The sequence below is a fragment of the Acidovorax sp. 93 genome, assembly GCF_003633835.1.
GTDB classification, from domain to species: Bacteria; Pseudomonadota; Gammaproteobacteria; order Burkholderiales; family Burkholderiaceae_C; genus Acidovorax; species Acidovorax facilis.
The window spans coordinates 3,566,395-3,585,840 of the sequence record NZ_RBIT01000001.1; the positions used below are offsets into that span (position 1 = coordinate 3,566,395).

The following is a 19,446-nucleotide window of genomic DNA, read 5'->3' on the forward strand; positions in this document are numbered from 1 at the left end:
CGATCAGCGGATGATCGCGATCTTCTGGTGCAGGCGCTTGACCGCCCAGGACAGCGCGTAGCACATGATGAAGTACAGAACCGCAGCGGCCAGGTATGCCTCGATCGGACGACCAAAGTTCTTGCCCGCCACTTCAAAGCCCTTGAGCATGTCGTAGGCACCGATGGCGTAGACCAGCGACGTGTCCTGGAACAGGATGATGGTCTGCGTGAGCAGCACCGGCAGCATGTTGCGGAACGCCTGGGGCAGCACCACCAGCTTCATGTTCTGGCCATACGTCATGCCCAGCGCCTGGCCGGCATACACCTGGCCGCGTGGGATGGACTGGATGCCAGCGCGCATGATTTCGCTGAAGTAGGCCGCTTCAAAGGCGATGAAGGTAATGATCGCCGACACTTCCGCGCCAATGGGGCGGCCGATGATGGCTGGCACCAGCAGGAAGAACCACAGGATCACCATCACCAGCGGAATGGATCGCATGCCGTTGACGTAGATGGTCGCAGGAACATCCAGCCACTTCTTGCCCGACAGGCGCATGAGCGCCAGCACCGTGCCGAAGATCACGCCACCGATGGTGGCGATGAGCGTGAGCAGCAGGCTGAAATACAGCCCTTTGAGCACGAAGTTGGAGATCAGCTCCCAGTTGTAGAAGGAGAAATCGATATTCATATCAATGCCCCCCTCCGGCCGCGCCGCTCACGACCATGCCAGGGATGCGTGCGCGTTTTTCGATGAAGGCCATGATGCGGTTGATGGCAAATGCCGAGATGATGTACAGCGTCGTCACCGCCAGGTAGACCTCGATGCCGCGCGAGGTCTCTTCCTGCGCCTGCATGGCAAACATCGTGAGTTCAGCCACCGACACGGCAAACGCCACGGACGAGTTCTTGAAGATGTTCATCGTCTCGCTGGTCAGCGGCGGGATGATGATGCGAAACGCCATGGGCAGAAGCACATAGCGGTAGGTCTGGAACGTGGTGAAGCCTACGGCCAGACCTGCGTACCGCTGGCCGCGTGGCAACGCCTGGATGCCGGAGCGCACCTGCTCGGCAATACGTGCCGACGTGAAGAAGCCCAGTGCCAGCACCACCAGCGCAAAGCCAGGAACGCCCCTGAGCACCGGAAACAGGCTGGGTAGCACGTGGTACCACAGGAAAATCTGCACCAGCAACGGAATGTTGCGAAACAGCTCGACCCAGGCATTGCCCAAGCGCACGATCATGGGCCGGTCCTGCAAGGTACGCAGCGTCCCGATCAAGGAACCCAACACAAGCGCCAGCACCAAGGCCAGCACCGAAACAGACACCGTCCAACCCCAGGCCGACAGCATCCAGTCCAGGTAGGTGATATCGCCGCCCTTGCCAAAGCAGCTTTGCACGACTTCCCTGTCCATGGTGTCCTGGCAGAACACCTGCCAATCCCAACTCATAGGAGCACCCCTTAAATTCTTGGTATTGCGTTGGGCGCAACCCTTTGCGAGCCCAACAAAAAAGCCCCTTCAAACCGGTTGGCCGAAGGGGCACAAGCGTTCAGAAAATTACTTCTTTGCGTAGTCTTCCATGGGCTTGTCATTGGGCGATGCCCATGCTGCCTTGGTAGCGTCGGACATCGGCAGACCAATCTTGGTGTTGGTCGGTGGCACGGGTTGCATGAACCACTTGTCGTACAGCTTGGCCAGCGAACCGTCTGCAATCTGGCGCTTGATGGAGTCGTCCACGGCCTTCTTGAAGGCTGGATCGTCCTTGCGCAGCATGCAGGCGATAGGCTCCACGCTCAGAACTTCACCGACGATCTTGTAGTCTGCAGGGTTCTTGGACTTGGAGATGTTGGCAGCCAGGATGGAGCCGTCCATCACAAACGCATCGGCTCGGCCGGTTTCCAGCATCAGGAAGCTGTCAGCGTGGTCTTTGCCAAAGACTTCCTTGAAGTCGATGCCGCCAGCACGCTCATGCTTGCGCAGGGTTTGCACCGAAGTGGTGCCCGTGGTGGTGGCGATGGTCTTGCCGTTCAGGTCCTTGATGGACGTGATGCCCGAGTTGGCCTTGACAACGGTGCGCACTTCTTCCACGTAGGTGGTCACGGCAAACGCAACGTCCTTTTGGCGGGCGGCATTGTTGGTGGTGGAGCCGCACTCCAGATCCACGGTGCCATTGGTCACCAGGGGAATACGGTTTTGCGAGGTTACGGGCTGGTACTTGATATCCAGCTTGGGCAGGCCCAGTTGCTTCTGGATGTCGGCCAGGACGATTTCGCCCATTTCAGTGTGGAAGCCCACAAACTTGCCGTTACCCAGGGTGTAGGAAAGACCGGAAGATTCGCGAACGCCCAGCGTCACGCTACCCGAGGCCTTGATCTTGGCCAGGGTATCGGTGGCTTGAGCGAAAGCGCTACCTGCAGCCAGGGCGGTCACGGCAACCGCGAGCAAATGCTTCTTCATTGGTATCTCCTTGTGTGTGAAGCTAAAAACGGGGGGATTCTAGAGATTCGCCCACGCCAGCAGTGCCGGCAGGTCGCATTCTCCAAAAACAGAAACCTCGACCGGGATATTAGTCAGAACGGAACCTGGTCGGTGGGGTATTTCCAGAAGTCGCGCAACAAGTAGCTGACCGGGAGGTTCAGCACCGTGTTGTTGGGAGGGATGGGTTTGTTAAACCACTTGTCATAAATGGGGTAGATGTCCCGGCTGGTGATCAGACGGCGCATCTCTTCATCAATCAGCTTTTTGAACTCGGGGTCGTTCTTGGGCAGCATGATGGCCAGTGGCTCGGTGGTCATGAAGCGGCCCACCACCTTGAGCGCCTTGGGGTCAGGCCGCCCGGCGGCCAGGCCATACAACAGCACGTCGTCCATCACAAAAGCATCGGCCTCGCCCTTCTCGACCATCTCGACCGCCTTGGCGTGGTCCGGCGCCTCAACAATGGTGATCCCCATCAGGCGCTCGCGGTTGGCCTGATCGGCGGCCTTGAGCGGTGTCGTGCCCTTGGTGGACACCAGCTTCTTGCCATTGAGGTCTTCCACACGGTCGATGGGGCTGGAGGTCTTCACCAGCAGCCGCGCACCCGTGATGAAATGGGGGATGGTGAACGCAACCTTCTGGCGCCGCTCGGCGTTGTTGGTGGTAGAGCCACACTCCATGTCGGCTTTGCCCTGCTCGATCATGGCGATACGGTTGGCCGGCGTGACCGCTACAAGCTCGACCTCCATGTCCTTCTTGCCGGTTTTCTTGCGCACCACCTCGGCCAGGCGCAGGCACAGGTCCATGGCATAACCCACCGGCTTGCCGGACTGGGTGTCGATGTACGAAAAGGGCACCGACGATTCACGGTACGCAATCACCAGCTTGCCGCCGGCACTGATGCGCTCCAGCACCGAGGCCTGCGCAGAGGCCGCGAAAGCGCAGCTTGCAGCGGCAAGGCCCCAGGCAATTCCCCAATGCTGAACTTTCATACGGCGTCTCGGTGAGTGGATGGATCGGATTCGCAATGTTCGTGCCACCGTGGGGACTAAGAATCTGCTCTTAGACGGCACACGCTGCGGCAGCCGACCCAGCGATGGCGCCGACTGTACGTGTCGTTACCGTGAAATTCCAATGCCGTTTGCGCGCGCAACTATGCAAACTGTTTATATCCGTATTTACCCTTAGCATGACCCGGCCTGCGCTTGAAGGTACATCCACAGCGCCTGTGCCGTGCCTTTGGGAGCCTCTTTGCCCGCTGGTTTTTCGCGGTAGGCGCGCACATCCATGGTCATCTGCAGGCCTTCGCTATCGACCGGTGCTGCACTGACCAGGCGGCGCGAACGCAATTCTTTCTTCACGGCGCTGTGCGGCAGAAAGGCCACGCCATGGCCTTCGAGCGCCATGGCCTTGAGGCCCTCGGCCATGTCGGTTTCGTACACGCGCTCCAGATGGATGGGCGTGCCGGATTCCTTCAGGATCAGTTCGGTCACGCGCCCCAGATAGGCGCCCGGGGCGTAGCCCAGGTAGGGCAGTGGCTGCCCGGCCCGGCCCGGCAGGCGGTGCACGGGTTGTCCGTCGGCGTCGGCCTTGCTGTAGGGGGAGATCACTTCCTGCCCCAAGCTCACCATCTCGTAACGGTCGGCATCCAGCTGGAAGGGCTGCGAAGGGTGGTGGTAGGCAATCAGCAGATCGCACCCGCCCTCCACCAGGCGCATCACGGCGTCGTGCACGTTCAACGCAATCAGCCGGCTTTTAAATGGCCCAAACTTGTCGTGCAAGCTCGACACCCAGGCCGGGAAAAACGTGAACGCCAGCGTGTGCGGCACGGCGAACTCGATCATGTCCTTGCCCGCGCTGGTGTGCGCCCGCAGCATGGCACGCGTGTTCTGTAGCGCCTGCAGCACTTCCAGAGACTGGTCGTACAGGGTCTTGCCAGCCGGAGTGAGTCGGGTGGGGTAAGAGCTGCGGTCCACCAGATCGGTGCCAGCCCAGGCTTCCAGCGCCTGGATGCGCCGCGAGAACGCGGGCTGCGTCACATGCCGCAGCTGCGCTGACCGGCTGAAGCTGCGGGTTTCCGCAAGACTGACGAAATCTTCAAGCCACTTGGTTTCCATCGGCGCATTATCCGCGCGGGCGCTGCAACGTGCTGGCACCGGGCATCAGGGTTTCCACAGGCCCGTGCGCCTGCTGCCCTCGGCTCCATGCGCGTCTCCCGGCTGCGCTGGCCCCCCGCACCAATGCTGTGCATGCATAGCGAGCGACGCATAATACCCAGCGCGTCTACCCCGCTTCTCCCTCGGTCAACGCCCCAGGTGCACAACGCCGCCGGGCAGCAAGATCGGCATTTGCCCCGTGTTCTTCTGACTCCCCGCGTTCATGTTCACCTCCACTCCCGATCGGCAGCCCTCTGCGCCCATAGTGCCTGCAGCGCCCGCTGCCGCTGACGAACCCCGCTCCCTGCGCCTGGAAGACTGGCTCATCGTCCTGACCATGGCCGCCCTGGCGCTCATCACCTTTGTGAACGTGGTGTTGCGCTATTTCACCGATGCGTCCTTCGCCTGGACCGAAGAAATATCGGTGTTCCTGATGATCGTGCTGGCCATGGTCGGCGGCTCCGCCGCAGTGGCGCGCCAATTGCATATACGCATCGAGTTCTTTGCCGATGGCGGCTCCGAGCACCGGCGTCAGGTGCTGGCGCAGTTCGGCGCTCTCATGGTGGCGCTGTTGTTTGGGCTGATCACGGTGCTGAGCATCCGCGTGGTGTGGGACGACTACCGGTTTGAAGAGACATCGCCCGGCATCGGTGTGCCGCAGTGGTGGTACACCGTCTGGCTGCCTGTGCTGTGCGCGCTGACCACAGCCCGGGCACTGCAACTGTTTGCCCGCCTGCGGCGTGCATCGGCCGCATCGACCGCACCGAAGGCCCGCCCGTGATCGCTACCCTGCTGTTTGTCGCCTTCCTGGGCATGATGTTTCTGGGCGTTCCGATTGGTGCGGCCCTGGGTCTTGCGGGCGCCACGGCGATTGCCGTGGCCAATGCCGAGACCCCCTGGTTCGGCCTGCTGGCCGTGCCGCAGAACTTCTACGCAGGCCTGGGCAAATACCCGCTGCTGGCCATCCCGATGTTTGTGCTGGTGGGCTCGATCTTCGACCGCTCAGGCGTGGCGCTGCGGCTGGTGAACTTTGCGGTGTCCATCGTGGGCCGAGGGCCTGGAATGCTGCCGCTGGTGGCGATTGCCGTGGCCATGTTCCTGGGCGGCATCTCCGGCTCGGGCCCCGCTACCGCAGCGGCGGTGGGTGGCGTCATGATCGCCGCCATGGCGCGCGCCGGGTATCCCGCTGCCTACTCGGCGAGTGTGGTGGCAGGCGCAGCAGCCACCGACATCCTCATCCCGCCATCGGTGGCGTTCATCGTGTATTCGGTGCTGGTGCCGGGCGCCTCGGTGCCCGCCTTGTTTGCCGCAGGCATGTTCCCAGGCATCCTGGCGGGCATTGCGCTGATCGTGCCCGCCGTGTGGCTGGCACGGCGCCACAAGATGGGTGGCGCTGAGGCCGACATGCCCCGCCCGCCGTTCTGGCGCAGCCTGCGCGAGGCGGCGTGGGGGCTGGCCGCGCCGGTGGTGATTCTGGGCGGCATGCGCGCCGGCTGGTTCACTCCCACCGAGGCTGCCGTGGTGGCCGTGTTCTACGGCCTGTTTGTGGGCATGTGCATTCACCGCACGATCCGTGTGCGCGACCTGTTCACCATCCTGCGCGAAGCCGGTGAACTGTCGGCCGTGATCCTCGTGGTGGTATCGCTGGCTGGCATCTTTGCGTTCTCGCTGTCCACCCTGGGAGTGATCGACCCCATCACCCGCACCATCGTGCAGTCGGGGCTGAGCGAGCAGGGTGTGCTCGGCGTGCTGATCGTCATGCTGCTGATCGCAGGCATGTTCCTCGACGGCATCTCCATCTTCCTGATCTTTGTGCCCCTGCTCATGCCCATCATGCAGCACTACCAGTGGGACGTGGTGTGGTTCGGCGTGGTGCTGACCCTCACGGTGGCCATCGGCCAGTTCACCCCACCCATGGCCGTGAACCTGATGGTGTCCAGCAAGATTGCCGGTGTACGCATGGAGCAGACCACCCGCTGGGTCGTCTGGCTGGTGCTGGCCATGACGCTGGCGATGCTGCTGGTCGTCGTGTTTCCGCAGATTGCGCTCTGGCTGCCCCAGCGGCTGGGCTACTGATTTTTCCTCACCCATTCACCATCCAACAAGGAGACAACCGATGAAACTGCGCACCTTCCTCACCTCTGCCGTGGCCGCCGCAGCCGCCCTGGCCTTCACCGCACCTGCCGCCATCGCACAAACTGCGTACAAGAGCGAATACCGCATGTCGCTGGTGCTGGGCCCCGCGTTCCCCTGGGGCAAGGGCGGCGAGCTGTGGGCCAACAAGGTCCGCGAGCGCACCAATGGCCGCATCAACATCAAGCTCTACCCCGGCGTGTCGCTGATCCAGGGCGACCAGACGCGTGAATTCAGCGCGCTGCGCCAGGGCGTGATCGACATGGCCGTGGGCTCCACCATCAACTGGTCGCCCCAGGTCAAGCAACTCAACCTGTTCTCGCTGCCCTTCCTTTTCCCCGACTACGCCGCCGTGGACGCTGTAACGCAGGGCGACGTGGGCAAGAGCATCTTCGCCACGCTGGACAAGGCCGGTGTGATGCCACTGGCCTGGGGCGAGAACGGCTACCGCGAAATTTCCAACTCCAAGAAGGCCATCAAGAGCCCCGAAGACCTCAAAGGCCTGAAAATCCGCGTGGTGGGCTCCCCGCTGTTCCTCGACACCTTCACCGCCCTGGGCGCCAACCCCACGCAGATGAGCTGGGCCGACGCACAGCCCGCTTTTGCCAGCGGCGCGGTGGACGGACAGGAAAACCCCTTGTCCATCTTCACCGCCGCCAAGCTGCACAGCGTGGCGCAGAAGCACATCACGCTGTGGGGCTACGTGAACGATCCGCTGATCTTTGTGGTGAACAAGGAGATCTGGAACAGCTGGACCCCAGCCGACCGCGAGATCGTCAAGCAAGCCGCCATCGACGCGGGCAAGGAAGAAATCGCTCTCGCCCGCAAGGGCGTGGTCGAAGCCGACAAACCTCTGCTCAAAGACATCGCCGCACTGGGCGTGACGGTGACCCAGCTGAGCCCCGCCGAACGCGCCGCTTTTGTGAAGGCCACACGCCCGGTATATGACAAGTGGAAGGGCCAGATTGGTGCCGACCTGGTCACCTCGGCCGAGAAGGCGATTGCGGCCCGCAAGCAATAAGCCAGACGCTGGTTCGCCAAAGCCCCCAACAAAAGCCCCGCTCGCGGGGCTTTTTGCTGTCGCTGGATCCTTGCAGGGCGGGAGCCGGTCGCTTCACTATTGATAGCTGTCGACGCTTACCAGTAAAGCGCCAGAGGCACTTTTCATCTAAATTTCACGACCACCCACGGCTGCACCACCAACGCACGGCGCCGGGTGTTTGACGGCGTTCTTGCGCAGCTTGTTCTCCACCGCCTGCGCCAGGTCCACACCCGCGTGGTCTGCCAGCTGCAGCAGGTACAGGAGCACATCGGCAACCTCATCGGCAATGGGCTCCGTGAGCGCCGGGTCATCACGTACCGCCAGCGACTGCTCGGGGGTCATCCACTGAAAAATCTCGGTCAGTTCCGCCGCTTCCACCATCAGCGCCATCGCCAGGTTCTTGGGGGTGTGAAACGGCTGCCACTGCCGCTCGGCGGCAAAGGCGCGCAGGCGCGCCTGCAAGGCATCGACATCCAGGGACATTGCCACAACTCCTCATTTGATAGCTGCTTGCGCTTATCCATAAAGCGCCAGAGCCATTTTTCATTAAAATTTCAGAGCGGAGACACCGGCGCCTCGCTTGCCAGATGGCGGCGAGCGTTTTCCAGGAAACGGTCCACCGAAGCCTGCACCGCTTCGGGCGACCAGCCCGCCACATGGGGTGTCAGCACCACGTTGTCCAGGTCCAGCAGTTCAGCCGGGGGCGCGGGCTCGCTCTCGTACACATCCAGGCCTGCTGCCGCAATGCGGCCTTCGCGCAGCGCGGCGGCCAGGGCGGCGGTGTCGATCACGCTGCCGCGCGCGATGTTGACCACCACCCCGCGCGCGCCCAGGGCATTCAGCACGTCTGCGTTGACCAGGTGCTTGGTGCCCGCGCCACCGGGCGTGGCGACCACGAGGAAGTCCGACCATTCGGCCAGCGCCTTTACATCGCCAAAGTAGCGGTACGGCACATCGGTGCGCGCGCTGCGGTTGTGGTAGCCCACCTCGATCTCGAAGCCCAGCGCGCGCTGTGCGATCTTCTTGCCGATGGTGCCCAGGCCGATGATGCCCAGGCGCTTGTGCGACACGTTGGGCGGCAGCGGCAGGGCCGTGCGCCAGATGCCTGCGCGCGTGGCCTTGTCCAGCGGCAGGATGCGGCGCTGCGCGGCAATCAGCAGGCCCCATGAATGGTCGGCCACGCAGTCGTCATTGGTGCCCGCGCCCGTGGCCACCACAACGCCCCGCGCCTTGGCGTGGGCCACGGCGATGTTCTCGTAGCCTGCGCCCAGCGCGCAAATCAGCGTGAGCGCGGGCAACGCATCGATCTGCGCGGCTGAGAGGCCCGTGGCGCCGATGGTCAGGACCACGGTGATGCGCGCGCCATGCTCGGCAATGGCGGCTGCGGCCTGCGCAGCGTCGGGCGCGTAGACCAGCTCGAACGACTGCGCCATCTGGGCGCGATGTTCTTCGGACAGGAACATGAGGGCAAGCAGTACAGGCTTCATGGGATAGTGCAATCTCGAAAAAAGAAAACGGGACGCTACGCTTTGCATCGTGCGCTTCGCGCAGAGCGTACAAAACCGGCGCGGCCCAGGCGCGGGACGCCTAGCAAGGGCCGCCCCGCAGCGATGGCGTCGTCCCCCTCAGGGGGAAGGCGCCGCAGGCGACTCAGGGGGGGCCTCCTGCTGGAGAGACCACATGCTCGCGTAGCGGCCACCCTGGGCCAGCAGCTGCGCGTGCGTGCCGCGCTCGATGATGCGGCCCGCGTCCATGACCAGGATCTCGTGCGCATCCACCACGGTGGAGAGGCGGTGCGCAATCACCAGCGTGGTCTTGTTCTGCGCCACGCCCTGCAGCTCGGCCTGGATGGCGCGTTCGTTGGCGGAGTCCAGCGCGCTGGTGGCCTCATCAAAGATCAGGATCGGCGGGTTCTTGAGCAGGGTGCGGGCAATCGCCACGCGCTGCTTTTCACCGCCCGAGAGCTTGAGCCCGCGCTCGCCCACCATGGTGGCGTAGCCCTTGGGCGTGCTGGCAATGAAGTCGTGGATGCGTGCGGCACGGGCGGCGGCTTCGATCTCATCCTGGCTGGCACCGGTGCGGCCATAGGCGATGTTGTAGGCCACCGTGTCGTTGAACAGCACCGTGTCCTGCGGGACGATGCCAATCGCCTGGCGCACGCTCGCCTGCGTCACGCTGCGGATCTCCTGCCCCGCAATGGTGATGCGCCCCTGCTGGATGTCGTAGAAGCGAAACAGCAGCCGGGCCAGTGTGGACTTGCCCGAACCCGAAGGCCCCACCACCGCCACCGTCTTGCCCGCCGGTATCTCGAAGCTGATGCCCTGCAGGATGGGCCGGCCGCTGCTGAGGTCGCTGCCTTGGCGCACGTCGTAGGAAAAGTGCACGTTCTCAAAACGCACGGTGGGCTGGCTCAGCCCCGCCAGCGGCTGGGCGCCGGGTGCGTCGGCCACTTCGCGCTCTTTGTCCATGAGCGTGAACATCTTGTCCAGGTCGGTGAGGCTCTGCTTGATCTCGCGGTAGATCACGCCCAGAAAGTTGAGCGGGATGTACAGCTGGATCATGAAGGCGTTGACCATGACGAGGTCGCCCAGCGTCATGCGGCCATCGACCACGCCCTGAGTGGCGCGCCACAGCATGGCCACCAGGCCCACGGCAATGATGAGCTGCTGGCCGGTGTTGAGCATCGATAACGTGGTCTGGCTTTTGAGGCGGGCCAGGCGCAACCGCTCCAGGCTTTCGTCGTAGCGGCGGGCCTCAAAGCCTTCGTTGTTGAAGTACTTGACCGTCTCGTAGTTCAGCAGCGAATCCACGGCCTTGGAGTGTGCTGCCGAGTCGAACTCGTTGGCCTCGCGGCGGAACTTGGTGCGCCACTCGGTCACCAGCACCGTGTAGGCGATGTACAGCACCAGCGCGGCCAGCGTGATCCAGGCAAACCAGGCATCGAACTTGACGGCCAGCACACTCAACACCAGGATCACCTCGATCAAGGTGGCAAACACGTTGAACAGCGAAAACGAGATCAGTGACTCGATTCCGCGCACACCGCGTTCGATGTCGCGCGTCATGCCGCCGGTCTGGCGCTCCAGGTGAAAGCGCAGGCTCAGCGCGTGCAGGTGCTCAAAGGTCTGCAGCGCAATCGAGCGCGCTGCGCCCTGCGTAGCCTTGGCAAACACCAGCTCGCGCAGCTCGGTGAACAGCGAAGTGGACAGGCGCAGCGCCCCGTACGCCACCAGCAAGCCCACCGGCACCACCAGCAGCGCGGCCGGGTCACCAGGCTTGAAGGCCATCGCGTCCACCAATGTCTTGAGCAGCAGCGGCACGCTGACGTTGGCCAGCTTGGCGCCCACCATGAACACAATGGCCGCCACCACGCGCCACTTGTATTGCCACAGGTAAGGGAGGAGCCGCCTCAGCGTGACCCAGTCGGACTTGGGGGGCGCGGGCGTGCCAGGGGTGGGGGGTGCGGTTTCGCCAAGGTGGCGCATGGGGGACAATTCCGGTTGTTGTTGTTTTTACCGACCCGGCTGATGCCAAGGTGGTTTTTTTGCGGGCCAGCCGCCTTGCAAAACCCCAGGTTCCGACAAGGATTGGCTCAGCCCCAACCGAGATTGTGCCCATGTCTGCCGTTTTCAGCCCACCACCCGCCGCATTGCCCACCGACAAGGAACTGGTGCTCAAGGTCATCCCCATGCCCGCCGACACCAATGGCAATGGCGACATTTTTGGCGGCTGGGTGATGGCGCAGGTGGACTTGGCGGGCTCTGTGCTGCCCGCGCGCTACATCCAGGGGCGCATGGCCACGGTGGCCGTCAACGAATTCATCTTCAAGCAGCCGGTGCGCGTGGGCGACATCCTGTCGTTCTTCTCGTCCATCACGCGGGTGGGCAACACCTCGGTCACCGTGGAGGTGGAGGTGTATGCCGAACGGTTTACCGACCAGGGCCGGTATGTGAAGGTGACGGAGGCGCGCCTGACCTATGTGGCCATCGACGACCAGGGCAGGCCGCGCCCGGTGCCCAAGCACAACGCGCCGGGGTGAAAGCACGGAAGGTCGGCTCGCGCAGACCGCGCCTGGCGGTGCGCGGACGCCTTCATGGCCCGGTCAGGCGGCCAGTGCAGTGGCCGGTTCGGTGCGCAGAGGAGCTGCCGTGCGCTGCAGATTGCTGCTGGATGACGAGGGCGAGAACCCGGCCTCGATCTCACCCGCCAGCTGACCGCCCTCTTCCACCACCAGTTTGCCGTAGCGGATCTTGCCGTTGACCTTGCCGGTGCTGTAGATCACCAGCTTCTGGCGCACGGTGAGTGTGCCGTTGAACTCGCCATGGATCTCGGCAATGTCGATCTCGGCAGAGCCCTTGAAGGCGCCATGCTCAGCAATCTGGATCACGCGCGAATCCATGGTGGCTTCCACCGTGCCTTCGACCACGAGGGTGTCGCAATCGGTAATTTCCACGCCCTTGAGCTTGATGTTCGGGCCCACCGTGAGCTTGCTGCCCGAGCTGTCGCTGCTGCTGGCGGCCTTGGGGACAGCAGGGCCGGGCACCGGCTGTGCAGCCGCAGCACTGCTCGCCGCTGAGCTCCCCAATACGGAGCCTGAAGTGGTGCTGTTGCGGGGTTGGAACGACTCGGGTTCACGCTTGCCAAAGAAGGGGTTTTGCACGGCCATCAGATCTCCTTGAAAAGAGAGTCATCGTAGGTATCGCGCCCCGTGAAAGATGCCCTGGTTACGCAAGAACGGTAACCAAACGGTTCTCTCGTAGCATGCGCTTGCAAGGCTTGCGGGATCACACATCCTGCGAATGGCAACGCTCCGTGGCGAGGCGGCTCAGGAGCGCGCCCCAATCAAGAGACGATGTAAGCCGCAGCTCCGGCCGACATGATCTGCCCATCCGGCCCCAGAAACTCCATGCGCGTGGTCGCGACACGCGAACCCAGGCGCAGCACCTGGGCGCGCAGCTCGAAGTGGCTGCCAATGCCGGGGCGCAGGTAGTCAATGCGCAGATCGATGGTGCCCAGCTTGGCAAAGCGGTGCAGGCGCTGCTCGGGCGGCTCGTCCAGGTGTTTGGCGCCAATCGCGGCCATCACCGCCAGCCCGCCCATGGCGTCGAGCCCTGCGCTGATCACGCCGCCGTGGATGCGGTTGTAGGCATAGTGGCCCACCAGGTCCGGTTTCATGTCGATGCGGCCCACCACACCATCGGGTGCCAGTGACGTGATCTTCAGGCCCAGCACCTGGTTGAACACGATTTTTTCTTCAAAGATAGATTTGAGCCCGGCAATGAACTCGGGCTCAAAGGCTTGCGCGGCTGGGTTGGCGGTGGATTTGCTCATGGGTCTCCTGGGGGTCACTGCGGGATGGTGCGTGCAATCGAAACCATCCAGATGCTCCTGATTTTGTAGCTTCTCACGCTTAATAGATAAGCGCTAGAGGCTATTTTTACTTAAAACTGGCCGTGGCGCACTTGCCCTGCGGCAAACCGCGAGGCGCCGCGCAGTGCTTCGGCCAGGCATTCGCGGCCGCCCGCCTATTCCCGCAGCAGGCTCGCCGTAACAGCAGCCCTTCGGCGGCGAGCGCGCTGGTGCGGGCTGTGCTGGCATCCACCGCGTTGTGCACATCGGGTCTGCGCCATGTCACCAGCGTGACACCACCTTGCACTTCAACCTCTGCGGATATGTGGCTCTCCTGTGGCCCGGTGTCAGAACCTGTTCACCCACCCGACGTTACTCCTATTGCGCAGGGTGCAGCACTGCGTCAATATCCGCCGCTACCCGCTCGCCCGCCCCATCAGGGTTAGCCCCGAGTGCGGTATGCACAGCGCGCGTGCACCATTATTTATACAAAGCAATCGCTTTGTATAAATATTCTGCAGGACCTGCGCAAGCGACGATGCGGCCATCCCATGCCCACGAGGCATCCACCCCGCATTTACCCGCTTTGCGTATCACTTATTCTGGAGAGCCAGTGTGCAATTTGTGCAACTGTTGATCAGCGGTGTCTCGCAGGGGTGCATCTACGGGCTGATCGCGCTCGGGTTCGTGCTTATCTACAAAGCCACGGAGACCGTGAGCTTTGCCCAGGGCGAACTCATGATGCTCGGCGCTTTCTGTGGCTTGGCGCTCATGACCGTGCTGGGCTTTCCCTTCTGGGTGGCGGTGCTCGCCAGCATCCTGGCCATGGGGCTGTTTGGCACGGTGCTGGAGCGTGCAGTGATCCGCCCCATCCTGGGCCAGCCCGCGTTCTCCATCGTCATGCTCACCATCGGCATCGGCTACGTGCTCCGCGGCCTTGTCACGATGATCCCCAACATCGGCACCGACACCCACACGCTGCCCGTGCCCTACAAGGACCAGTCCCTGCGCTTGGGCGAGCTGGTGGTCAGCGCCGAGCAACTGGTGGTGATCGGCGCCACGGGCGTGCTGTGTGTGCTGCTGTTTGCCATGTTCCGCTACAGCAAGCTGGGCATTGCCATGCAGGCCGCGTCGCAGAACCAGCTCGCGGCCTACTACATGGGCATTCCCGTGCAGCGCCTCAACGGCCTGGCCTGGGGGCTTGCCGCGGCGGTGGCGGCGGTAGCCGGGCTGCTGTTGGCGCCCATCACCTTTGTGCACGCCAACATGGGGCTGATCGGGCTCAAGGCCTTCCCCGCCGCCGTGGTGGGCGGCTTCGGCAGCCTGCCCGGGGCCATCGTGGGCGGGCTGGTGATCGGCATTGTCGAATCGCTCTCGGGTTTCTATCTGCCCGATGGATTCAAGGACACAGCCGCGTACATCGTGGTGCTGATCATGCTGATGGTCAAACCCAACGGACTGTTCGGCGAGAAGCTGAGAAAGAAAGTCTGACCCATGCGCTTTCTCTTCAAGACCTCGTACGAGCAAGACATACGTCTGGCCAAACATGGCGGGCATGTGTTCTGGTACAGCCTGCTGTGCCTGGCCCTGGTCGCCGCACCCTGGGTGGCGCCTGAATACTGGTTGGCACAGCTGACCTTCGTGCTCATCTACGCCATCGTGGGCTTGGGGCTGATGCTGCTGGCGGGCTTCACCGGCTTGTTCTCGCTGGGGCATGCAGCGTTTCTGGGCGTGGGGGCATATACGCAGGCGGTGCTCACTGGCATGGGCTGGCCGTTTGCGCTGTCGCTGGCCTGCGCGGCGGGGCTGTCGGCGGCTGTGGGCGTGGTGGTGGGGCTGCCAGCACTCCGCGTCAAAGGCATCTACCTGGGCATGGCCACGCTGTCCTTCGGCTTCATCGTGGAAGAGGTGTTCGCGCGGTGGGAGTCGGTCACAGGCGGCAACTCCGGCAAGCACCTGGTGCCGCCACAAATCGCGGGCTACTCGTTCGAGACCACAGAGTCGTTCTACTTTCTGTGCCTTGTGATTGCGGTGGTCAGCACGCTGGCCATCCTGAACCTGCTGCGCTCACCCACAGGCCGCGCGTTTGTCGCCATCCGTGATTCAGAGATCTCCGCGCAGAGCATGGGCATCCACCTCGCGCGCTACAAGACGCTGTCGTTCTCCATATCGGCTGCACTTGCAGGCATCGGCGGTGCGTTGTACGCGCACAAGCTGCAGTTCATCTCGCCCGACCAGTTCAACATCCTGCAGTCCATCGACCTGCTGCTGATGATCGTGATCGGCGGGCTGGGATCGGTGCATGGAGCGTTCCTGGGGGCCATCTTCCTCATCACCATGCCGCAGATGATTTCGCTCAGCAAGGACTGGCTGCCCGCCGCCATCGGCCTGGCACCGGGCCTGCAGGCGGTGGTCTACGGCGCGGTGCTGATCGCCTTTGTGCTGTTCGAACCCATGGGCCTGTATGGCCGCTGGCTCAAGGTGCGCACCTGGCTGCAGATGTTCCCGTTCTACCGCAAGGGCTTGTTCAAGCGGCAGAAGTCGTTCCAAAAATCAGATCGCTTGAAATGAAGCACCCCCTGAGTCGCTTCGCGCCGTCCCCCTCTCTCGATTCGCTGCGCGATTCGGGAGGGGAACGCCCCCAGCGCGGCGGGGCGGCCCTTGCGCGGGGGCACTGGCCTCGGTCACGCCAGTCGCAAAGGCTGCGGACGGCATTCAGCACACTGGACCAGTGAAATGACCCCAATTGCTGTACCCATGACTGACGAAATCCTGCTCAGCGCCCAGAACCTCAGTGTGCGCTTTGGCGGCGTGCTCGCGGTCAACAACGTAAGCTTTGACGTGCGCCGTGGCGAGGTGTTCACCCTCATCGGCCCCAACGGCGCGGGCAAGACGACGGTGTTCAATCTCATCAGCCGCATCTACACGCCCACCACCGGCACCATCGCCTATGCGGGCCCGGGCGGGGCCCTGCTGCCACTGACCGACCAGCCGCCGCACAAAGTGGCAGGCCTGGGCATTGCACGCACCTTCCAGAACATCGAACTCTTCGAGCACGCGAGTGTGCTGCACAACCTGCTGATCGGCCGCCACACCCGACAACACAGCAGCCTGTGGGCCGAGATGTTCTTCACGCGCAAGGTGCGCGAAGGGGAAATTCAGGCCCGGGAGAAGGCCGAGCAGGTCATCGACTTTCTCGACTTGCAGCACTACCGCGACACCATGGTCGCCGGCCTGCCCTACGGCGTGCGCAAGGTGGTGGAGCTGGCCCGTGCGCTGTGCACCGAGCCGCAGCTGCTGCTGCTCGACGAGCCCTCGTCGGGCCTGAACGTGGAGGAGACTGACGACATGGCCTTCTGGATCCAGGACATCCAGCACGAGCTGGGCATCACCGTGCTGATGGTGGAGCACGACATGTCGCTGGTCTCCAAGGTGTCCGACCGCGTGCTGGCCATGAACCAGGGCGAGGTCGTGGCCATGGGCACGCCGCGCGAGGTGCAGTCGCACCCCGGGGTGATCGAGGCGTATCTGGGCACCATCGACGATGTGAGCAACCTGCGGCGTCCGGCGGGTTCAAAAATGGGGGTTCGGGCATGAACGCCGTACTTGCCGCCGTCAACACATCCGCAGCAGCAGCTGCTGCTGACCAACCCTTGCTGCGCCTGCAGAACGTGGAGAGTGCCTACGGCCCCATCAAGGCCATCCGCGGCGTGAGCCTGCAGGTGCGGCGCGGCGAGATCGCCGCCGTGCTGGGCAGCAACGGCGCGGGCAAGACGACGATCCTCAAAACCATCAGCGGCATCATCGACCCCCGCAAGGGCTCCATCGAATTCCAGGGTGCCGACATCACCGCCAACGATCCGGCGGCCATCGTGCGCCGGGGCCTCATGCATGTGCCCGAGGGGCGCGAGGTGTTTGCACTGCTCTCTGTGCGCGACAACCTGCTCATGGGCGCCTACACGCGCAGCGATGCGGACGCTGTGGCCCGCGACATCGAAACAGTGTATGGCTACTTCCCCATCCTGAAGGAGCGCGCCGCGCAGGACGCCGGCCTGCTCTCGGGTGGGCAACAGCAGATGCTGGCCATCTCGCGTGCGCTCATGGCCAACCCCGAACTCATCCTGCTGGACGAGCCCAGTCTGGGCCTGTCCCCCAAGCTCACCAAGGAGATCTTCGAGATCGTTGTGCGCATCAACCGCGAGCGCGGTACCACCATCCTGCTGGTGGAGCAGAACGCCAACATGGCGCTCAACGCGTCGGACTACGGCTATGTGCTGGAGAACGGCCGCATCGTGATGGAAGACAGCTGCGAGCGCCTGCGCGAGAAGGACGACATCAAGGAGTTCTACCTTGGCATGAAAGATGTCGGCGTGCGCGGAGAGCGGCGCTGGAAGAAAAAGAAGACCTGGAGATAAGCGCAAATGTCTAACCTCTGGGACCTCGATCACATCCAGCCCGCAGGCACCGACGTGCTCGCGGGCGACACCATCGCCGCCATGTTCTGGAACGCCGTGGCCGAGCGTGGCCCGCGCGTGTGGATGCGCCAGAAGGAGCTGGGCATCTGGAAGAGCTGGACCTGGGACCAGACGGCCGAAGCCGTGCGGGAGATTGCGGGCGGCCTGATGTCGCTGGGGTTTGCGCCCGGCGAATGTGCATCCATCCTGTCCAACACCAACATCGAATGGGTGCTGGCCGATCTGGCCGTGCTGAGCTGCGGCGGCGTGGCCAACGGCATCTACCCCACTGACGCGGCGGCGCAGGTGCACTACCTGAGCGAAGACTCTCGCACCACCGTGCTGTTTGTGGAGGACGACGAGCAGCTCGACAAGGCACTGGAGGTGCGTGGCCAGTTGCCCCTGCTGCGCAAGATCGTTGTGTTCGACATGGAGGGCCTGCGCGGCCTGCACGACGCCGATGTGCTGAGCCTCACAGCCCTGCGCGAACTGGGCCGTGCGTGGAACGCCCAGCACCCCGACGCACTGACGCAACGCGTCAAGGCCTGCCGTGCCGAAGACGTGGCCATTCTGGTCTACACCTCGGGTACCACGGGCAAGCCCAAGGGCGCCATGCACACACACGCCGCACTCACCTACACCGTGCGCGGCTACAACACGCTGATATCGCGCAGCGAGGCGGACGAGACCATGTGTTTTCTGCCGCTGTGCCACATTGCCGAACGCATGGGCGGCGAGTACTTCTCGCTCTACACCGGCGCGCGCCTGAACTTTGTGGAGAACCCCGACACCGTGCCCGAGAACGTGCGAGAGATCGCGCCCACGGTGTTCACCGCCGTACCCCGGGTGTGGGAGAAGTTCTATTCGGGCGTGATGATCGCGCTCAAGGAATCCACGCGCATGCAGCAGGCGGCCTATGCCTGGTCGATTGGCGTGGGCACCCGCATCGCAGATCGGGTGCTGGCCGGACAGCCGGTGGGCGGTTTGCTGAAGGCGCAGTTCATGCTGGCGCGCTTTCTGGCGCTCAACAATGTGCGCAAGCTCATCGGCATCCACCGTGCGCGCTTTCTGGTCACAGGCGCAGCGCCCATTTCGCCCGATCTGGTGAAGTGGTACCTGGCGCTGGGCGTGCCCATGCTGGAGGTGTGGGGCATGACCGAGACCTGCGGCGCCTCCACCGGTGTGCCGGCCAGCCGCATCAAACCCGGCTCCATCGGCCCCGCGGCCAGCTACAACGAGGTGCGCATCGACCCCGCCACGGGAGAAATCCTGGTGCGTGGTCCCAATGTGTTCAAGGGCTACCTCAACCAGCCCGAGAAAACCGCCGAAACCATCGACCCCGAAGGTTGGCTGCACACGGGCGATGTGGGCCTGATCGACGCTGATGGCTACCTGCGCATCACCGACCGCATGAAGGACATCATCATCACGGCGGGCGGCAAGAACATCACGCCGAGCGAGCTGGAGAACGAACTCAAGTTCAGCCCCTACATCACCGATGCGGTGGTCATCGGCGACAAGCTGCCCTACCTCACGGTGATCATCATGATCGACCAGGAGAACGTGGAGAAGTACGCACAGGACAACGACGTGCCGTTCTCCAACTACGCCAGCCTGACCCGCACGCGCGAGGTGCAGGAGCTGATCCAGGCCGAGATTGACCGCGTCAATGCCAAGTTCGCCCGCGTGGAGCAGATCAAGAAGTTCTTCCTGCTCGACACCCAGCTCACGGCCGAGGATGAAGAGCTGACACCCACCATGAAGCTCAAGCGCAAGCTGGTGCAGCAGAAGTACGCACCGCAGATTGAGGCGATGTACCGGTAGGTGCGCACGTCACGCAACCACAGGCCACGCCCA

19 protein-coding genes are annotated in these 19,446 nt (G+C 63.4%); 9 read left to right on the forward strand and 10 right to left on the reverse strand.

What is annotated here, in order from left to right; genetic code table 11:
• Nucleotides 1–3: 3 nt before the first annotated feature.
• The 5 genes from C8C93_RS16210 to C8C93_RS16230 form a co-directional block, all read right to left on the reverse strand.
• On the reverse strand, nucleotides 4–669 hold the full coding sequence (locus C8C93_RS16210) for an amino acid ABC transporter permease (protein WP_055400821.1): 666 nt from the start codon (nucleotides 667–669) through the stop codon (nucleotides 4–6).
• Nucleotide 670: 1 nt separating this feature from the next.
• Nucleotides 671–1,429 (reverse strand): amino acid ABC transporter permease, encoded by a 759-nt coding sequence (locus C8C93_RS16215; protein ID WP_055400823.1) that lies wholly within the window; start codon nucleotides 1,427–1,429, stop codon nucleotides 671–673.
• Nucleotides 1,430–1,537: 108 nt separating this feature from the next.
• The gene (locus C8C93_RS16220; RefSeq protein WP_121507575.1) at nucleotides 1,538–2,437 is read right to left on the reverse strand and encodes an amino acid ABC transporter substrate-binding protein; all 900 of its coding nucleotides are present in this window, start codon (nucleotides 2,435–2,437) and stop codon (nucleotides 1,538–1,540) included.
• A gap of 113 nt (nucleotides 2,438–2,550) precedes the next feature.
• Nucleotides 2,551–3,447: an amino acid ABC transporter substrate-binding protein gene (locus C8C93_RS16225; protein WP_055400827.1), complete on the reverse strand. Its 897-nt coding sequence runs from the start codon at nucleotides 3,445–3,447 to the stop codon at nucleotides 2,551–2,553.
• Nucleotides 3,448–3,639: 192 nt separating this feature from the next.
• On the reverse strand, nucleotides 3,640–4,572 hold the full coding sequence (locus C8C93_RS16230; RefSeq protein WP_055400828.1) for a LysR family transcriptional regulator: 933 nt from the start codon (nucleotides 4,570–4,572) through the stop codon (nucleotides 3,640–3,642).
• A 262-nt stretch (nucleotides 4,573–4,834) separates the two neighbouring features.
• On the opposite strand from C8C93_RS16230, the gene C8C93_RS16235 reads away from it, so the two are divergent.
• The 3 genes from C8C93_RS16235 to C8C93_RS16245 are packed head-to-tail and all read left to right on the forward strand — an operon-like array spanning nucleotide 4,835 to nucleotide 7,765.
• A complete protein-coding gene (locus C8C93_RS16235; protein WP_121507576.1) occupies nucleotides 4,835–5,392 on the forward strand; it encodes a TRAP transporter small permease in 558 nt (185 codons plus the stop codon).
• Entirely contained in the window at nucleotides 5,389–6,687 is a 1,299-nt protein-coding gene (locus C8C93_RS16240; RefSeq protein WP_121422277.1) for a TRAP transporter large permease, read from the forward strand. Before C8C93_RS16235 ends, C8C93_RS16240 begins: the two co-directional genes overlap by 4 nt.
• Before the next feature lie 40 nt (nucleotides 6,688–6,727).
• Nucleotides 6,728–7,765, forward strand: coding sequence for a DctP family TRAP transporter solute-binding subunit (locus C8C93_RS16245; RefSeq protein WP_121507577.1), 1,038 nt, complete (start codon nucleotides 6,728–6,730; stop codon nucleotides 7,763–7,765).
• Between the two features lie 147 nt (nucleotides 7,766–7,912).
• Here the strand turns inward: C8C93_RS16245 and C8C93_RS16250 are convergent, their stop codons facing one another.
• From C8C93_RS16250 to C8C93_RS16260, 3 genes are all read right to left on the reverse strand, one after another.
• Nucleotides 7,913–8,269, reverse strand: a complete 357-nt coding sequence (locus C8C93_RS16250) for a nucleotide pyrophosphohydrolase (protein WP_199727036.1) — start codon at nucleotides 8,267–8,269, stop codon at nucleotides 7,913–7,915.
• Between the two features lie 71 nt (nucleotides 8,270–8,340).
• On the reverse strand, nucleotides 8,341–9,273 hold the full coding sequence (locus tag C8C93_RS16255; RefSeq protein ID WP_121507578.1) for a 2-hydroxyacid dehydrogenase: 933 nt from the start codon (nucleotides 9,271–9,273) through the stop codon (nucleotides 8,341–8,343).
• A 138-nt stretch (nucleotides 9,274–9,411) separates the two neighbouring features.
• The gene (locus C8C93_RS16260; protein ID WP_121422274.1) at nucleotides 9,412–11,271 is read right to left on the reverse strand and encodes an ABC transporter ATP-binding protein/permease; all 1,860 of its coding nucleotides are present in this window, start codon (nucleotides 11,269–11,271) and stop codon (nucleotides 9,412–9,414) included.
• A 131-nt stretch (nucleotides 11,272–11,402) separates the two neighbouring features.
• On the opposite strand from C8C93_RS16260, the gene C8C93_RS16265 reads away from it, so the two are divergent.
• Complete coding sequence (locus tag C8C93_RS16265) at nucleotides 11,403–11,825, forward strand: acyl-CoA thioesterase (RefSeq protein WP_055393750.1); 423 nt, start codon at nucleotides 11,403–11,405, stop codon at nucleotides 11,823–11,825.
• 63 nt (nucleotides 11,826–11,888) lie between these two features.
• Here C8C93_RS16265 and C8C93_RS16270 read toward each other — a convergent pair whose 3' ends face one another.
• Together C8C93_RS16270 and C8C93_RS16275 are read right to left on the reverse strand one after the other, a co-directional pair.
• A complete protein-coding gene (locus C8C93_RS16270; RefSeq protein WP_121507579.1) occupies nucleotides 11,889–12,452 on the reverse strand; it encodes a polymer-forming cytoskeletal protein in 564 nt (187 codons plus the stop codon).
• A 176-nt stretch (nucleotides 12,453–12,628) separates the two neighbouring features.
• The gene (locus tag C8C93_RS16275; RefSeq protein WP_121507580.1) at nucleotides 12,629–13,117 is read right to left on the reverse strand and encodes a thioesterase family protein; all 489 of its coding nucleotides are present in this window, start codon (nucleotides 13,115–13,117) and stop codon (nucleotides 12,629–12,631) included.
• A gap of 633 nt (nucleotides 13,118–13,750) precedes the next feature.
• Here C8C93_RS16275 and C8C93_RS16285 point away from each other — a divergent pair.
• The 5 genes from C8C93_RS16285 to C8C93_RS16305 all read left to right on the forward strand — a co-directional run bounded on the left by C8C93_RS16285 (nucleotide 13,751) and on the right by C8C93_RS16305 (nucleotide 19,413).
• Nucleotides 13,751–14,626: a branched-chain amino acid ABC transporter permease gene (locus C8C93_RS16285; RefSeq protein ID WP_121422272.1), complete on the forward strand. Its 876-nt coding sequence runs from the start codon at nucleotides 13,751–13,753 to the stop codon at nucleotides 14,624–14,626.
• Nucleotides 14,627–14,629: 3 nt separating this feature from the next.
• Nucleotides 14,630–15,706: a branched-chain amino acid ABC transporter permease gene (locus C8C93_RS16290; RefSeq protein ID WP_121507581.1), complete on the forward strand. Its 1,077-nt coding sequence runs from the start codon at nucleotides 14,630–14,632 to the stop codon at nucleotides 15,704–15,706.
• Nucleotides 15,707–15,892: 186 nt separating this feature from the next.
• A complete protein-coding gene (locus C8C93_RS16295; RefSeq protein ID WP_121507582.1) occupies nucleotides 15,893–16,732 on the forward strand; it encodes an ABC transporter ATP-binding protein in 840 nt (279 codons plus the stop codon).
• Complete coding sequence (locus C8C93_RS16300; RefSeq protein WP_099731262.1) at nucleotides 16,729–17,550, forward strand: ABC transporter ATP-binding protein; 822 nt, start codon at nucleotides 16,729–16,731, stop codon at nucleotides 17,548–17,550. Before C8C93_RS16295 ends, C8C93_RS16300 begins: the two co-directional genes overlap by 4 nt.
• 6 nt (nucleotides 17,551–17,556) lie before the next feature.
• Complete coding sequence (locus C8C93_RS16305; RefSeq protein WP_121507583.1) at nucleotides 17,557–19,413, forward strand: long-chain fatty acid--CoA ligase; 1,857 nt, start codon at nucleotides 17,557–17,559, stop codon at nucleotides 19,411–19,413.
• The last annotated feature ends 33 nt before the right edge of the window (nucleotides 19,414–19,446 follow it).

Excerpts from the sequence above, each read along its gene's own strand:
- C8C93_RS16265 (WP_055393750.1), top strand. The coding sequence starts at position 11,403 with ATGTCTGCCGTTTTCAGCCCACCACCCGCCGCATTGCCCACCGACAAG.
- C8C93_RS16215 (WP_055400823.1), bottom strand. The coding sequence starts at position 1,429 with ATGAGTTGGGATTGGCAGGTGTTCTGCCAGGACACCATGGACAGGGAA.
- C8C93_RS16300 (WP_099731262.1), top strand. The coding sequence starts at position 16,729 with ATGAACGCCGTACTTGCCGCCGTCAACACATCCGCAGCAGCAGCTGCT.
- C8C93_RS16275 (WP_121507580.1), bottom strand. The coding sequence starts at position 13,117 with ATGAGCAAATCCACCGCCAACCCAGCCGCGCAAGCCTTTGAGCCCGAG.
- C8C93_RS16305 (WP_121507583.1), top strand. The coding sequence starts at position 17,557 with ATGTCTAACCTCTGGGACCTCGATCACATCCAGCCCGCAGGCACCGAC.
- C8C93_RS16255 (WP_121507578.1), bottom strand. The coding sequence starts at position 9,273 with ATGAAGCCTGTACTGCTTGCCCTCATGTTCCTGTCCGAAGAACATCGC.
- C8C93_RS16245 (WP_121507577.1), top strand. The coding sequence starts at position 6,728 with ATGAAACTGCGCACCTTCCTCACCTCTGCCGTGGCCGCCGCAGCCGCC.
- C8C93_RS16210 (WP_055400821.1), bottom strand. The coding sequence starts at position 669 with ATGAATATCGATTTCTCCTTCTACAACTGGGAGCTGATCTCCAACTTC.
- C8C93_RS16230 (WP_055400828.1), bottom strand. The coding sequence starts at position 4,572 with ATGGAAACCAAGTGGCTTGAAGATTTCGTCAGTCTTGCGGAAACCCGC.
- C8C93_RS16270 (WP_121507579.1), bottom strand. The coding sequence starts at position 12,452 with ATGGCCGTGCAAAACCCCTTCTTTGGCAAGCGTGAACCCGAGTCGTTC.
- C8C93_RS16290 (WP_121507581.1), top strand. The coding sequence starts at position 14,630 with ATGCGCTTTCTCTTCAAGACCTCGTACGAGCAAGACATACGTCTGGCC.
- C8C93_RS16220 (WP_121507575.1), bottom strand. The coding sequence starts at position 2,437 with ATGAAGAAGCATTTGCTCGCGGTTGCCGTGACCGCCCTGGCTGCAGGT.
- C8C93_RS16260 (WP_121422274.1), bottom strand. The coding sequence starts at position 11,271 with ATGCGCCACCTTGGCGAAACCGCACCCCCCACCCCTGGCACGCCCGCG.
- C8C93_RS16235 (WP_121507576.1), top strand. The coding sequence starts at position 4,835 with ATGTTCACCTCCACTCCCGATCGGCAGCCCTCTGCGCCCATAGTGCCT.
- C8C93_RS16225 (WP_055400827.1), bottom strand. The coding sequence starts at position 3,447 with ATGAAAGTTCAGCATTGGGGAATTGCCTGGGGCCTTGCCGCTGCAAGC.
- C8C93_RS16250 (WP_199727036.1), bottom strand. The coding sequence starts at position 8,269 with ATGTCCCTGGATGTCGATGCCTTGCAGGCGCGCCTGCGCGCCTTTGCC.
- C8C93_RS16295 (WP_121507582.1), top strand. The coding sequence starts at position 15,893 with ATGACTGACGAAATCCTGCTCAGCGCCCAGAACCTCAGTGTGCGCTTT.